The 15,078-nt window shown below is 71.4% G+C and carries 13 protein-coding genes; 10 read left to right on the forward strand and 3 right to left on the reverse strand.

Translation table 11 applies throughout. From position 1 onward, the window contains the following. Positions 1-2: 2 nt before the first annotated feature. The 3 genes from AB0D44_RS23830 to AB0D44_RS23840 all read left to right on the forward strand — a co-directional run bounded on the left by AB0D44_RS23830 (position 3) and on the right by AB0D44_RS23840 (position 2,608). On the forward strand, positions 3-248 hold the full coding sequence (locus tag AB0D44_RS23830) for a hypothetical protein (protein WP_362594442.1): 246 nt from the start codon (positions 3-5) through the stop codon (positions 246-248). A gap of 108 nt (positions 249-356) precedes the next feature. Next, positions 357-2,369, forward strand: a complete 2,013-nt coding sequence (locus tag AB0D44_RS23835; protein ID WP_362594474.1) for a SpoIIE family protein phosphatase — start codon at positions 357-359, stop codon at positions 2,367-2,369. Between the two features lie 71 nt (positions 2,370-2,440). Then, complete coding sequence (locus AB0D44_RS23840; RefSeq protein WP_362594444.1) at positions 2,441-2,608, forward strand: hypothetical protein; 168 nt, start codon at positions 2,441-2,443, stop codon at positions 2,606-2,608. A 54-nt stretch (positions 2,609-2,662) separates the two neighbouring features. Here AB0D44_RS23840 and AB0D44_RS23845 read toward each other — a convergent pair whose 3' ends face one another. Beyond that, positions 2,663-3,088 carry a DUF6299 family protein gene (locus AB0D44_RS23845; protein WP_362594446.1) on the reverse strand — a complete coding sequence of 142 codons (426 nt, stop codon included), beginning with the start codon at positions 3,086-3,088 and terminating at the stop codon, positions 2,663-2,665. Between the two features lie 187 nt (positions 3,089-3,275). Between AB0D44_RS23845 and AB0D44_RS23850 the strand changes: the two genes are divergently transcribed. Next, on the forward strand, positions 3,276-3,896 hold the full coding sequence (locus AB0D44_RS23850; RefSeq protein ID WP_362594448.1) for a hypothetical protein: 621 nt from the start codon (positions 3,276-3,278) through the stop codon (positions 3,894-3,896). Between the two features lie 57 nt (positions 3,897-3,953). Continuing rightward, on the forward strand, positions 3,954-4,448 hold the full coding sequence (locus AB0D44_RS23855; RefSeq protein WP_362594450.1) for a DUF5949 family protein: 495 nt from the start codon (positions 3,954-3,956) through the stop codon (positions 4,446-4,448). A gap of 139 nt (positions 4,449-4,587) precedes the next feature. Here the strand turns inward: AB0D44_RS23855 and AB0D44_RS23860 are convergent, their stop codons facing one another. Next, on the reverse strand, positions 4,588-5,835 hold the full coding sequence (locus tag AB0D44_RS23860; protein ID WP_362594452.1) for a cytochrome P450: 1,248 nt from the start codon (positions 5,833-5,835) through the stop codon (positions 4,588-4,590). Positions 5,836-5,952: 117 nt separating this feature from the next. Beyond that, positions 5,953-7,101 (reverse strand): low temperature requirement protein A, encoded by a 1,149-nt coding sequence (locus tag AB0D44_RS23865; protein WP_362594454.1) that lies wholly within the window; start codon positions 7,099-7,101, stop codon positions 5,953-5,955. A 318-nt stretch (positions 7,102-7,419) separates the two neighbouring features. On the opposite strand from AB0D44_RS23865, the gene AB0D44_RS23870 reads away from it, so the two are divergent. The 5 genes from AB0D44_RS23870 to AB0D44_RS23890 all read left to right on the forward strand — a co-directional run. Further along, entirely contained in the window at positions 7,420-8,829 is a 1,410-nt protein-coding gene (locus AB0D44_RS23870; RefSeq protein ID WP_362594456.1) for an MFS transporter, read from the forward strand. 293 nt (positions 8,830-9,122) lie between these two features. Further along, entirely contained in the window at positions 9,123-11,393 is a 2,271-nt protein-coding gene (pflB, locus tag AB0D44_RS23875) for a formate C-acetyltransferase (protein ID WP_362594458.1), read from the forward strand. Then, positions 11,393-12,190 carry a pyruvate formate-lyase-activating protein gene (gene pflA / locus AB0D44_RS23880; RefSeq protein ID WP_362594460.1) on the forward strand — a complete coding sequence of 266 codons (798 nt, stop codon included), beginning with the start codon at positions 11,393-11,395 and terminating at the stop codon, positions 12,188-12,190. The genes pflB and pflA overlap by 1 nt, the downstream gene beginning before the upstream one ends. 67 nt (positions 12,191-12,257) lie before the next feature. Beyond that, positions 12,258-13,355: an MFS transporter gene (locus AB0D44_RS23885; protein ID WP_362594462.1), complete on the forward strand. Its 1,098-nt coding sequence runs from the start codon at positions 12,258-12,260 to the stop codon at positions 13,353-13,355. After that, on the forward strand, positions 13,352-15,078 hold a 1,727-nt coding region (locus tag AB0D44_RS23890; RefSeq protein ID WP_362594464.1), incomplete at its 3' end, for a molybdopterin-dependent oxidoreductase. The genes AB0D44_RS23885 and AB0D44_RS23890, both read left to right, overlap by 4 nt.

Consider the following 15,078-nt stretch of genomic DNA (forward strand, 5'->3'; position numbering starts at 1 on the left):
CGATGAGCGCGGAGCGAGCACAGGGCCGTGGCTGGGTACGGATTCCCGGCAGTCGCGCCGAACAGCCCGCCACGGCGCGGGCCGCCGCGTACGACCGAGGCCCGTACGCGACGGCGTCCCACCCCGTCCAGCCCCCGATCTACCTCTCCCTCGTCAAGCGCTGGCGGGAGGCCGGGCGCACCCTTCCGGGGCATCCTGACGAGGAGTGGGAGCGGCTGGTCTCCCAGCCGTGCTGGCCCGGCCGTTAGGTGGTGTGTCTCGTGTCAGCGGCGGAGCGCGACCGTCCCGAGCAGGACCGCAGGACTCCCGAGCAGGACCGCAGGACTCCCGAGACCGGGCCGGGGGAACGGCTCGCGCTGAACGGCATGGGCAGCTTCGAGTGGGACCTGGTCGACGGCTCGCTGGCCCTGGACGAGGCCGGGATGTCGGTGTTCGACCTGGAGCCGGAGGGGTTCGACGGCACCCCGCAGGGGCTCGGGCTGCGGATCCCGCCGGAGGACGGCGCACGGCTGGCCGAGACCGTCCGAGGGGTCCTGGAGGGCGGCGCCGAGTCGTACGGGGCCTACTTCACGGTGCAGCGGCGCGACGGGCGCGACCAGTGGACGCATACCCAGGGCCGGGTGCTGCGGGACGGCGACGGGCAGCCGCGGCGGATCGTGGGCATCGTCCGGGACGCGACGGCGGAGCTCGCCCAGGCCACGACGCTGCGCAAGCTGGAGACGGCCCGGGCCCAGCAGACGACGATCGTCCAGCGGACCACGGAGGCCCTCTCGCGGGCGGTGACGGTCGACGACGTCACGGCCACGCTGACCGGGGCGGGCGCGCTGGAGCGGCTCGGCGCGGACGGGCTGGCCCTGGGACTGGTCGAGGGCGGCACCATCAAGATCATTGCGCTGAGCGGGGAGTCGCTGGAGATCCTCAGCGAACGGCGCTTCACCCGGCTGGACGGCTCGCTGCCGCTGTCCCAGGCGGTGCTCAGCAGGCAGGCACGTTTCGTCACCTCGCTCACCGCGCTCGGTGAGGAGTTCCCGCTGCTCAGCGACTACCTGGGCCGGATCCAGTACGACGCGGCCGCCTATCTGCCGCTGATCGCGCAGGCCCAGGCCATCGGCGGGCTGGTCCTCTTCTACCGGCGGCGCAGCGAGTTCAGCCCGGAGGAGCGCAACCTCTGCCTGGGCCTGGCGGGCATCGTGGCCCAGTCCCTCCAGCGCGCGCTGCTCTTCGACCAGGAGCGGGAGTTCGCCACCGGGCTCCAGGCCGCCATGCTGCCGCGGCGGATCCCGGAGATCAGCGGCGGGGAGATCGCGGTGCGCTACCACTCGGCCTGGAGCGGGCGGGAGGTCGGCGGGGACTGGTACGACGTGATCGCGCTGCCCCGCGACCGCGTCGGCATCGTGGTGGGCGACGTCCAGGGCCACGACACGCACGCGGCGGCCATCATGGGCCAGCTGCGGATCGCGCTGCGGGCGTACGCGGGGGAGGGGCACCCTCCGTCCACCGTGCTCGCGCGGGCCTCGCGCTTCCTGGCCGAACTGGACACCGAGCGCTTCGCGACCTGCATGTACGCGCAGGTGGACCTGGAGACGGGCGGCGTACGGGCCGTGCGCGCGGGCCACCTCGGCCCGCTGATCCGGCACACGGACGGCCGAACCGGCTGGCCCAACGTGCGCGGCGGCCTGCCCCTCGGGCTGGCCTCGGTCTTCGAACAGGAGGACTTCCCCGAGACCCGCCTCGACCTGGTTCCCGGCGAGACGCTCGTGCTGTGCACGGACGGCCTGGTGGAGGAGCCGGGCACCGCCATCACCCAGGGGATGGAGGCCCTCGCCCATGCGGTCCGCAGCGGCCCGCAAGAGGCCGGGGCGCTCGCCGACCACCTCTCGGACCGGCTCTGGGAGCGCTGGGGCTCCGGGGACGACGTGGCCCTGCTGGTGCTGCGCCGGGCCCCCGACCCGGGCACCCACCGGGCCCCGCGCATCCACCAGTACATCCACCAGGCCGATCCGGAAGGGCTCTCGGACGCCCGCTACGCCCTGCGCCAGGCGCTGCGCGACTGGGGCATGCCGGACCTCGCCGACGACGTGGAACTGGCCGCGGGGGAACTGCTGGTCAACGCCCTGCTGCACACCGACGGCGGCGCCGTGCTGACGATGGAGGTGCTGCCCGAGCCGGTCCGGCGGATCCGGCTGTGGGTCAAGGACCGCTCCAGCGTGTGGCCGCGCCGGCGCACCCCCGGCGAGGCGGCCACCACGGGGCGCGGGCTGCTCCTGGTGGACGCGCTGGCCACGCACTGGGGTGTGGAGTCCCGGGGCGACGGCAAGGCCGTGTGGTGCGAGTTCGACGCGGCGGGCACTCCGCGGAGCGCGGGGTGACCGGACGGCCACCCCGAGTTGTGGGCCGCGGGAAGGCGCGTGATGATGCGCGGTATGGAACGGATCGTGCTGTGCGCAGGCTGAGCAAAGGCGCCGCGACGGGCATCCTGGCCCTGCTCCTGCTGGCTGCCGGAGTGCCGACGGTCGTGGACTGGACGACGGGGCGGCCGCACGCGGACCCCGGCTGCCAGTCGGTGGCGTTCATGTCGATGACGGACGTCGCGCCCGAGTGCCGGTAGCGGCGGCTACCGGCCGGGGACGCCTCGGGTCGCAGCAGCGGCCGCAGCGGCCGCCTACCGGCGGACGGCGAGCCGGATCTCCCGGCGGTCCTCCGCGACCGTGTCGATGGAGCGGGGCATCAGGCCCGCGAAGTGGATCTCGTTGAGCTGGGCCTCGGCGAGCGCCCGGCCCGGGTGGACGCCCGGGGTGAACTCGAGCGTGCCGGTGGCCTCCCACGCGTGCTCCTGTCCGTCGCACTGTGCCTCGCCGCCGCCGAAGGCGAGGCGCGTGCCGTCCTGCACGACGGCCGCCGCGATCTGGAGCTTCGCCCTCATGGGGGACGGGTTCGAGCAGCGGTACTTGCCGGAAAGGGTGATCCTTCCGTCCTGGGAGATATGACCGTACGGCTGTACGGAAATTTCCTGGTCGAAAGAAGTCGCGCCGGCGGTCGCCGTGAATACCGTCGTGGCAGCCAGTGCCGACAGTGCTGCCAGGGCCATGCGGGTTCCGTGAATACCCATCGTTCCTCCGGGTGGATTCGGGGGGCGGGATTCCGCCGGAACGCATTGTGCTGGCAGCCGGGGGCAACTCGTCGTACACACCCGCCGGGCCCATCCGTGTCGGTGTGTGCAATTCCCTGCCCGGGCGCGTGAGACTGACCGGAATACGTCCCCGGAGGTATCCCGCATGCGCCAGTCCGCCACCCCTGTCCGCTTCCGCTCCGCCTCCCGCTTCCCGCGCTGCGCGCGCGCCGTCCTGCCGTTGCTGGTGCTCGGCGCCACGGCCTGCCAGAGCGCGCCCGAGGGGGCCGCCCTCGCCCCCGCCGCGGTGCCCGCCGTCGTGGTGGACGACGGGGCGCCGGGCGCCGAGGGGGCGCCCGCGCGGACCGGGGCGAAGGACGCCCGTGTGGGTGAGGCCGTACGGGTGCACGGCCAGCAGGTCGGGCGCCATCTGGAGGCGGTGCTGCGCGCGTACGTGGATCCCGCGGTCAGCGTGGAGAAGAACTTCGCCCCGTCGGCCGGCAAGCGCTGGGTGGCCGCCTCGATGTCGTTCGTCAACGTGGGCGGGGCCTCGTACGGGGCGCTCGGACGCATGTGGGCGCACGACGGCGCGGGACAGCGCCACCCGGTGGTGCCCACCGGTGAACTGACCACCGGCAAACCCCTCGTCTTCGATTCCCTCGCGGTCGGTGAGCGGGCCGAGGGATGGGTGGTGTTCGAAATCCCGGAAAACGCGCGGATTGAGCGGCTGCAGTACCAGGACGCGAACATCCAGGCGAATTCCGGAGGGGGATTCTGGGCCGTCTAGCCCGCCCGGGTGAAAGGCCGCGAAAGGGCCGGGCGGCAGACCACTAGGGTGCGGCGCATGACTTCTACTCAAGCCGAAATCGACCGGTCCCAGCTCGGCACCCTTTCGGTGCTCGCCTGGATCGGCGACCCCTCCGAGGCCCACGACATCCCGTACCTCCTCGCCTACACCCTCGGGGACGGCCCGGGCGGCCGGGAGGCCGGCGAGGCGGCGGCCCGCGGGCTGCTGGAGGAGATCGGCCTGCCCATCGGCGACGTCGTCATGGACGGCACCCGCAACCCGGCCGCCTTCCCCGTGCAGATCCTGCTGGAGGGCAACCAGATCGCGCTCACCCTGCCCGGGATGAACGCCACGTGCACCGCGCCCGACGAGTGGGTCGCCGCGGCGAACGAGAGCGGGCAGGCGTACTTCCTGTTCGCCACGCGCGCCTGGCCCGAGGCCGTCCCCGGCCGGCCGGTCGACGCGGAGACCCTCCAGGCCTTCGCGGGCGACGAGTCGGTGCTCACCGGCAGCGCGCACTGCGTCCTGACCGTGCGGCGCCTGCAGAAGTAGCGCGCCGCCGGACCGGCGCCGCGGGGCCGCGCCGCCGGACCGGCGCCGCGGGGCCGCGCCGCCGGCCCGCGCCGCCACCCCTGCTCCGGCCGCCGGGCTCCCAGCCTGCCCGGTGGCCGGGCCCGGTCCCCCCTGTTCCCTACGGGCGTTCGAAGGCGAACTTGAGCGAGCGGACCCGGTTGTCGAAGTTCGACCCGGCCAGATCGGGCAGGCCCACTGCGCGCAGCCCGACCGGCCGGGTGAGCAGTTCGCGGAAGAGCGCCTTCATCTCGACCCGGGCCAGGTGCGCGCCCAGGCAGAAGTGCGGTCCGCCGCCGCCGAAGCCCAGGTGGGGATTGGGCGAGCGGGTGATGTCGAAGGCGTCGGGGTCGGGGAAGACGCTCTCGTCGCGATTGGCGGAGGCGTAGTACAGGACCACCTTGTCGCCCGGCCGGAACAGGTGCCCGTCCATGGTGTGCTCGGCGACGACCGTCCGGCGGAACTGGATGATCGGCGTCGAGTGGCGGATCATCTCGTCCACGGCGCCATCGGCGTGCTCCTCGAAGGCCGAGAGCAGCAGGTCGCGTTGGTTCGGGTTGTCCGTCAGCAGGGTCAGCCCGTGGGTGATCGCGTTGCGGGTGGTCTCCACCCCGGCGACCATCAGGAGCGAGAAGAAGGCGCCGAGCTGGCGGGCGCCGAGGGCCTGGCCGTCGACGTTCGCGCACACCAGCGCCGAGATCAGGTCGTCGGCGGGGTTCCTGCGCCGCTCGCGGCCGATGCCGGCCACCATCCGCTGCATCCGCGCGAGCGCCCGCAGGCCGCGCCCCGGCATCCGCAGGCGGGCGGCCAGGCCGCGCTCCACGCCGATGTTCTCGGAGGCGTGGTTGACGCGTTCGGCGATCTCGGGGCGGTAGTGCTCCGGGATGCCCATCATGTTGCAGATGACCTCCAGGGGCAGGCGGGAGGACACCGCCGAGACGAACTCGTCGGGCTCCTCGGCCAGGACGTCGTCCACGATGCGGGCGGCCACCGCGTGGATGTCCGCCTCGGCCGCCGCCAGCAGGCGGGGGGTGAACGCCCGTTGCACGACCTTGCGGAGCTGGGCGTGGTCGGGACCGTCCAGGTTGACCATCGAGTCCCCGAACAGGGCGCGGACCCAGCGGGCGGGCTCGGGTGTGGTCACGCCGGGGGCGCTGGCGAAGACCTTGGGGAGCCGGCTGGCCTCCTGGACCTGGGCGTGCCGGACGAGGGCCCAGTGGCCGGTCCCTTCGGGGACGAAGACCGGGGATCCCTCGGCCCGGAGGCGGGCGAAGGCGGCCAGGCGGTGGGCGGGGGACTGCTGCCAGAAGCCGGGCTCGGCCAGGTCCCTGCCGGGGTCTTTGCCGGGGCGTGGTGCGGGGAGTGTCATGGCCGTGCCTCTTCCTTCGGCGGGGGGCGTTCCGCGCTGAAAACGGGCGGGGTGGTGCGGGAGTGACGGTTCGGCGCGACGCCGTTGCCGACGCTTCGGCGCCGGCGGTGCCCCCTGTCAGTGGGGTGTGCGGGTGGACAGGGCCACGCCGATCGCGACCGCCGCCGCCGAGACCAGGCCCGCGTACAGCACCGCGTACGCCCCCGCCCACGTACAGGCCAGGATCGCGAGCGCCGCGAGCGGGAGCGTCAGCTGCTGGGCCGGGCCGCGCTTGAAGTGGCGGGAGTGCAGGAGCCATACCGTCAGGAGGAACAGCGCGGACGGGACGGTGACGGCGGCGTTCGCGGCGAGCTGCGAGATGTGCGCCTTGCCGACTGCGTGCTCGACGGCGACCTCGATGCCCGCCCCGATCGCCGCGCCCGAGGCGAAGATCAGCAGGTGGCCGTAACCCCACGGGATCGCCTCCCGGTTGGTGCGGAGCCGCTCGTGCATCGGCACCGCGAAGTAGATCCACCACGCGGCGAAGACGATCAGCAGCCCGCCGCCGGCGATCGGCAGCAGCAGGTCCAGTGCCTCGTGCTCGTCGATGGCCGACTTCACCGCCACCGTGCTCGCGGCGATCGTCTCGCCCAGCACGATGATGGTGAACAGGCCGTAACGCTCCACGATGTGGTGTGCGTGCCACGCTGTCTGATGGCCGCGCTCGGCGATCACCGGGACCAGCAGCTCAGCGGCCGCCAGGAGCAGGAAGAGCCACCGCTTCCAGCCGTCCGGGGCGAACAGCAGTCCCACCCAGGCGGCCTGGCAGACCATCAGCCCCACCGCGTACGTCAGCGCCGCCGTGCGCGCCGCGCCGCTCTCCCCTGCGGCGGCCCGCAGCCACTGCGCGGTGAGGGCCACGCGCATGATCAGGTAGCCGATGACGGCCACCGTCCAGTCGTTCCCGTCGAAGGCCCGGCTCACGCCCGCCGCGTAGACGAGTACGCCGGCGATCTGGACGAGGGTCGCGATCCGGTACGGCACGTCGTCGACGTCGTAGGCGGAGGCGAACCACGTGAAGTTCATCCACGCCCACCACACGCCGAAGAACACGAAGAAGTAGCCGGTCACCCCCGCCCCGGGATGGCCCTCCGCCAGCGCGTGCACCAGCCGGGCACCGGCCTGCGCGATCGCGACGACGAAGCAGAGGTCGAAGAACAGCTCCAGCGGGGTGGCCGCGCGGTGCTGCTCGTCACGGCTGCGCGCGGTCATGGGGGAGTAGGCCATACCGGCCAGCACAGCAGATGCGTGCGGCTTGGGCGGGCCGGACGCGCGGCCCTCACCGTCCGGGTGCCCCGGGCGGTCGCCTGCCGCTCCGGGGCGGCCCTGCGCCGAAGACGGGGACGGGAGAGGTGTGCGCGGCCGGCGACCGGGCCCTCCCCGGCCCGTCTGCCGGTGCGCGCGCCGGCCTGACGTACCGACCAGGGCACCGGGGGTGGCGGGACCTTGGCCCGTCTGTCCCAGTGCGTTCTCCTCTGCCGCCGGGTGCCTTGGGCCACGGAACCTGAAGAGGCAAGGACACCCCTCGAGCTTTGAGGACACACCATGAGTTCCGCCACGAAGGACGCGGTACGGCCGCAGCTCGCCGATCCGGCGCAGTACCGTCCCGGCCGCACCATCACCGCATGGACGCCGCAGGACCCCTCCTTCTGGCGGTCCACGGGGAAGAAGGTCGCGACCCGCAACCTGTGGATCGCGGTGCCGGCCCTGCTGGTGGCCTTCGTGGTCTGGCAGGTGTGGAGCATCACGGCGACCAGCCTGAAGGACGTCGGCTTCGGGTTCTCGCAGTCGCAGCTGTTCTGGCTGACGGCGGTGCCCGGCCTCACCGGCGGCAGCGCGCGCATCCTCTACACCTTCATCGGCCCGATGATCGGGCAGCGCCGCTTCACGGCGCTCTCCACGGTCGTGCTGATCGTGCCGCTGCTGTGGCTGGGGTTCGCGGTGCAGGACCCGGGCACCCCGTACGGCACGATGATCGCGATCGCCGCGCTGTGCGGCATCGGCGGCGCGAACTTCTCCTCCTCGCTCGCCAACATCGGCTTCTTCTACCCGAAGGGGGAGAAGGGCAACGCGACGGGCATCAACGGCGGCCTGGGCAACCTGGGCGTGTCCGTGGTCCAGCTGCTGACCCCGATCCTGATCACCTCCTCCGTCCTGGCGATCGGCGCGGGCCAGAAGCAGGCGAACGGCTCGGAGATCTACCTGCAGAACGCGGCCTTCGTGTGGGTGCCGGTGCTGATCGTCCTCGCCGCGGTGGCCTGGTTCGGCCAGAACGACCTGAAGGTGGCCTCCACCCCCTTCAGCCGGCAGAAGGTCATCTTCAGGCGCAAGCACACCTGGCTGATGACCTGGCTCTACGTGGGCACCTTCGGCTCCTTCATCGGCTTCGCGGCGGCGCTGCCGCTGCTGATCAAGACCACCTTCCCCGGGTATTCGGTGGCGGCCTACGCCTGGATGGGTCCGGCCCTGGGCGCGCTGGCCCGCTGGGCGGGCGGCTGGATCGCCGACAAGCTGGGCGGCGCCCGGGTCACGATCCTGTCCTTCGCGGGCATGGCGGCGTCCCTCATCGGCGTGATCACCTTCCTGCCGGCCGGCTCCGGTTCCGGGTCCTTCCAGGGCTTCTTCCTCTGCTTCCTGTCGGCCTTCTTTTTCTCGGGCATCGGCAACGGCTCGACCTTCCGGCAGATTCCGGTGATCTTCCGCGGGCAGCACCTGAAGGGGCTGACGGAGGGCACGCCGCAGTACGCGGCCGCACTGAAGCAGGCGGAGATCGAGTCGGGCGCGGTGACCGGGTTCACGGCCGCCATCGCCGCCTACGGGTTCTTCTTCATCCCCGCGATGTTCGCCAACTTCGCGGTGACGAGCGCGATGTGGGGCTTCGTGGGCTTCTACGCCTCCTGCGTGGCCGTCGCCTGGTGGTTCTACGCCCGCCCGGGCGCCGAAGCGCCGAGCTGAGCCCGCCCGCCGGGGCTGCGCCCCACCTCCCGCGGTGCTACGCCGACGGGGCTGGAACATCCGGCCCCGTCGGCGTTTTCACGCGGCCCTGCGCAGTTTATGTGAAAGTTTTCACAAGCATACGAGGGACTTTCGGCCCGGGCGAACCTCCAGGTCAGCACCGGTGTGAGTGTGTGCGGGCGGCCGGCGGCAGGACCTACGGGCCCCAGGTAGGGACCATCGCGGCGCCAAATGATCGATCAAAGGGCGTGCAATGGGAGCAGGCAACGAGGCGACGGAAGAAGGTGCGGGCGATGACTGCCACCCCTGCGGAGACCACGAGGAACGGCGAGGCCTGGGAGGGCTTCAAGGGCGGCCTGTGGCGGGACGCCGTCGACGTCCGCGACTTCATCCAGCAGAACTACACCCCGTACGAGGGGGACGACGCCTTCCTCGCCGGCCCCACCGAGCGCACCACGGCCGTGTGGAAGGCGATCACGGACAAGTTCCCGCAGGAGCGCGAGAAGGGCGTCTACGACATCGCCCACGACATCCCCTCCTCCATCACCGCGCACGCGCCCGGCTACATCGACCGCGACAAGGAGCTGATCGTCGGCCTCCAGACCGACGCCCCGCTCAAGCGCGCGATCATGCCGTACGGCGGCTGGCGCATGGTCGCGGGCGCGCTGGAGACCTACGGCTACCCGGTGTCCGAGGACCTGGAGAAGGTCTTCACCGAGTACCGCAAGACCCACAACGCCGGTGTCTTCGACGCCTACACCCCCGAGATCCGCGCCGCCCGCAAGGCCGGCGTCGTGACCGGTCTGCCGGACGCGTACGGCCGCGGCCGCATCATCGGCGACTACCGCCGCGTGGCCCTGTACGGCGTGGACCGCCTCATCGCCTTCAAGAAGGAGGAGAAGGAGGAGCTGAACCCCCTGCCCGCGGGCGACCGTTCGCTGGAGGAGACGATCCGTCTGCGCGAGGAGCTCGCCGAGCAGATCCGCGCCCTCGCCGAGCTCAAGGCGATGGCGGCCTCCTACGGTCACGACATCTCCCGCCCGGCCGCCACCGGCCGCGAGGCCATCCAGTGGCTGTACTTCGCCTACCTCGCCGCGGTGAAGGAGCAGAACGGCGCGGCCATGTCGCTCGGCCGCACCTCCACCTTCGTCGACGTCTACCTCCAGCGGGACATCGAGGCCGGGCTCCTCACGGAGGAGCAGGCCCAGGAGCTGGTCGACGACTTCATCATCAAGCTGCGCATCGTCCGCTTCCTGCGCACCCCCGAGTACGACGAGCTGTTCTCCGGCGACCCGACCTGGGTGACCGAGTCGATCGCCGGCATGGGCGAGGACGGCCGCCCGCTGGTCACCAAGACCTCCTTCCGCTACCTCCAGACGCTCTACAACCTCGGCCCGGCCCCCGAGCCGAACATGACCGTCTTCTGGTCGCCGCAGCTGCCGCAGGGCTTCAAGGAGTTCTGCGCCCGCGTCTCGATCGACACGTCCTCGGTGCAGTACGAGTCCGACGAGCTGATGCGTCCGCGCTTCGGCGACGACACGGCCATCGCGTGCTGCGTGTCCGCGATGCCGGTGGGCAAGCAGATGCAGTTCTTCGGCGCCCGCGTGAACCTCGCCAAGACCCTGCTCTACGCGATCAACGGCGGCCGGGACGAGAAGTCCGGCGCCCAGGTCGGCCCCGAGACGGGCGCCCTCACGTCCGAGGTGCTCGACTACGACGAGGTCATGGCCGCGTTCGACCGGCAGATGGAGTGGCTCGCCGCGACCTACGTCCACGCCCTCAACGTCATCCACTACATGCACGACCGGTACGCCTACGAGCGCATCGAGATGGCGCTGCACGACCGCGACGTGCGCCGCACCATGGCCTGCGGGATCGCCGGCCTGTCGGTCGCCGCCGATTCGCTGTCCGCCATCAAGCACGCCAAGGTCACCGCCGTGCGCGACGAGACGGGCCTGGCCACCGACTACACCGTCGAGGGCGACTACCCGGCCTTCGGCAACAACGACGACCGCGTCGACGACATCGCCGTGTGGCTCGTCGAGGAGTTCATGAGGAAGGTGCGGGGGCACGCGACGTACCGGGGGGCCGAGCACACCCAGTCCGTGCTGACGATCACCTCGAACGTCGTCTACGGCAAGAAGACCGGCAGCACTCCGGACGGACGACGGGCGGGCGAGCCGTTCTCCCCGGGCGCCAACCCGATGAACGGCCGCGACACCCACGGCTACGTCACCTCGGCGCTGTCGGTCGCGAAGCTCCCGTACCAGGACGCCGAGGACGGGATCTCGCTGACCAGCACCGTCACCCCCGACGGGCTGGGCCGCACCCCCGAGGAGCGCATCAAGAACCTGGCGGGCGTGCTCGACGGCTACACGGCCGTCGACGGCTTCCACATGAACGTGAACGTCCTGGGCCGCGAGACGCTCCTGGACGCCATGGAGCACCCGCAGGACTACCCGCAGCTGACCATCCGGGTCAGCGGCTACGCCGTCAACTTCGTCCGCCTCACGCGCGACCAGCAGCTCGACGTGCTGGCCCGCACCTTCCACGGCTCGCTCTGATGGCCGTCCTCCTCGGCGCGGACGCTGCACGCGCCTTCACTCCCGCGGCCGCCGCGACCCGGCGGCCCAGCGAGGGCTCGGTGCACTCCTGGGACCTGTCGACCGGCGTCGACGGTCCGGGCACGCGCTTCGTGACCTTCCTGTCCGGCTGCCCGCTGAGCTGCCTGTACTGCCACAACCCGGACACCTGGAAGATGCGCGGCGGCACGCGCACCCCGGCCGACGCGGTGATCGCCGAAGCCGCCAAGTACCGCAGGTTCATCGCCGCGTCCGGCGGCGGGGCCACCGTCTCGGGCGGCGAGCCGCTGCTCCAGCCCGTCTTCGCGGGTGAGCTGCTGCACCGGATGAAGCACGAGCTGGGGCTGCACACCGCCCTGGACACCTCCGGCTTCCTCGGCGTGCGCGCCACCGACGCGCTGCTGCGCGACGTGGACCTGGTGCTGCTCGACATCAAGTCCTGGGACCGGGAGACGTACCGGCGCGTCACCGGACGGCCGCTGCGGCCCACCCTGGACTTCGCGCAGCGCCTCGCCGGTCTCGGCAAGGAGGTGCACCTGCGCTTCGTCCTGGTCCCCGGACTCACGGACGCGCGCGAGAACATCGAGGGGGTCGCCTCCTTCGCCGCGGCCCTCGGCAACGTCTCGCGGGTCGACGTGCTGCCCTTCCACAGACTGGGCGAGGGCAAGTGGCGGGCGCTGGGCATGGACTTCACCCTCCACGACACGCCCTCGCCCGACGCGGAGCAGGTGGCCGCGGCCAAGGAGGTCTTCGCGGCGCGGGGACTGACCGCCATCTGACCCGTTCGGCCTCACCGCGGGCACCACATAACGGGCTAAATCGGTATGGACCACCTAGCGTGGTGCTGTGTCCGAGCCCACAGAAGTCCTCGCCGCCGCCCCGCCACCGCCCGCGGCGCCCGAGACCCAGCCGCCGGTCAGGAGATCCGTCACCGCACGGGCCACCCTGGCCGGCGCCGCCGTCTCCCTCCTGCTCATCGCCGCGATCGTGCTGGGCAGCCGGCTGCTGCGCGACTTCGATTCGGCCCTGCTGCCGTACGCGGTCGCGACCGTCTTCCTGGCCTTCGGCGTGGCCTACCGGTACACGGTGTGGGTATCGGCACCCGGCGCGCGCCGCCTCTTCAAGAAGGGCTTCGGCAGCTTCTTCTCGGCCGCCAACTTCCGCAGGGCGCCCACCGCCCTGCCGAGGATGATCGCCACCTACCTCGGCTTCCAGAAGTTCCTCGGCGCCCGTTCGCGCGCCCGCTGGGCCGCCCACCAGCTCATCTTCTGGGGCTGCATCCTGGCCGCGCTCATCACCTTCCCGCTCACCTGGGGCTGGTTCACCTTCACCTCGGGCAGCGCCTCCGGACCCGGGTACGAGATGCGGATCTGGGGCTTCAAGGTGCTCGGCTTCGACTCGCTGAACATCCTGGGCTGGCTGATGTTCCACGGCCTGGACCTCGCCGCGGTCCTGGTCATCCCGGGGGCCTCGTACTTCCTGTGGCGCCGGATGAAGGACCGCGGGGCCATCACCGGCCAGCGTTTCGCCTACGACCTGCTGCCGCTGATCTGCCTGATCGTGATCTCGGTGACCGGGCTGCTGCTGACCTTCTCGTCGATCTTCCTGCACGGCGGCGGCTACGAGTTCCTCGCCGTCCTGCACATGGTGTCGGTGGTGTTCACCCTCATCTACATCCCGTTCGGGAAGTTCTTCCACATCGTCCAGCGGCCGGCCGCCGTCGGCATGCAGCTGTTCAAGTACACGGCCCGCCAGGACGACCAGGTCTTCGCCTGCAAGCGCTGCGGGGAGCCCATCGACACCACCCCGTACGTGGAGAACCTGCGCGGCACCATGCAGGACCTGGGGCTCGACTTCAACGCCTTCGTCGAATACTGCCCGCGCTGCAAGCGGGTGCTGCGCGGCAACGCCTACCTGAGCCACGTCAAGAAGGGCTTCAAGTGACCGCGACCGACCCCGCCAAGGCCGTGTCCCGGCCCGTACCGCTGGCCCTCGACCCCTCCATCGCCCCGCCCGGCACCCGCAACTTCCGCGACGCGGGCGGCATCCCCGCCGACCAGTGGCACGCCGACCAGAACGGCGAGACCCTCGTCCCCACCCACTGCTGCTTCTGCGGCGTGCAGTGCGGGATGTACCTGCGCGTGGACAACGGCGGCAAGGTCTTCGGCGTGGAGCCGCGCAACCACGACATCAACCGGATGCGGCTGTGCCCCAAGGGCATCAACGCCTACCAGCAGGTCAACCATCCCGACCGGCTCACCAGCCCCCTGCTGCGCCGCTCGCGCGACGAGGAGTTCAAGGAGGCCTCCTGGGAGGAGGCCCTCGACTTCACCGTCTCCGAGATCCGGCGCATCCAGCAGGCGCACGGCAACGACGCCTTCGGCCTGCTCGGCGGGGCCAGCCTGTTCTCCGAGAAGACCTACCTCGTCGGCAAGTTCGGCCGGGTCGCCCTCAAGACCCGGCACGTCGACTACAACGGCCGCCTGTGCATGGTGAGCGCTGCGGGCGCCAACAAGCTGGCCTTCGGCATCGACCGGGCCGCCAACCCCTTCTCCGACATCCTCCTCACCGACTGCCTGCTGATCGCCGGGTCGAACGTGGGGGAGTGCTTCCCGGTGATGACCCAGTACCTGTGGGGCGCCCGTGACCGGGGCGCCTCGCTGATCGTCGTCGACCCCCGCGAAACGGCCGTCGCGCGCACCGCCGACGTGCACGTCGCGCTCAAGCCCGGCACCGACTCGGCCTTCTTCAACGCCGTGCTCCACGTGATCGTGGCCGAGGGCCTGACCGACGAGGCCTACCTCGCCGCGCACACCACCGGCTGGGACGAGGTCAAGCAGACCGTCCAGGCCTACCCGCCGGCCCGCTCCGCCGAGATCTGCGGCATCCCCGCCTCGCAGATCGTCCAGGTGGCCCGCATGTTCGGCGGCGCCGGCAAGGCGATGGCCTTCCACGCCCGCGGCATCGAACACCACTCGCAGGGCGTGGAGAACTGCCTGTCGGTCATCAACCTGTGCGTGGCCACCGGCAACCTCGGCAAGCCCGGAGCCGGGTACGGCACCATCACCGGCCAGGGCAACGGCCAGGGCGGACGCGAGCACGGCCAGAAGGCCGACCTCCTGCCCGGCGGCCGCTCCATCATGAACGAGGAGCACCGCCGTCAGATCTGCCGGATCTGGGGCATCGAGGAATCCGAGCTCCCGCCCGCCGGCACCTCCATGATGGAGATGGTCTGGCAGATGCAGCGGGGCGAGATCCGGGGCCTGATCGGCATCTGCAACAACCCCTTCGTCTCGCTCCCCAACTACGGGACGGTCAAGGAGGGCTACGACGCCCTGGAGTTCCACGCACAGTTCGACTTCTTCCTCTCCGAGACCGCGGCCAACGCACACGTGGTCTTCCCGGTCACCGTCTGGGCCGAGGACGAGGGCGTCATGGCCAACACCGAGGCCCGCGTCGTCAAGCACAACAAGGCGCAGGAGCCGCCCGCCGGGGTGCGCACCGACACCTGGGTCATGTGCGAACTCGCCAAGCGCCTCGGCGCCGGGGACAAGTTCGACTTCGCCGGCTCCCGCGAGGTCTTCGAAGAACTGCGCATCGCCTCGGCCGGCACGGTCAACGACTACTACGGCATCACCTACGAACGTCTCGAGCAGACCGGCGGGAT

This window comes from Streptomyces sp. NPDC048349, from assembly GCF_040651925.1.
In the GTDB taxonomy this organism is placed as follows: Bacteria; Actinomycetota; Actinomycetes; order Streptomycetales; family Streptomycetaceae; genus Streptomyces.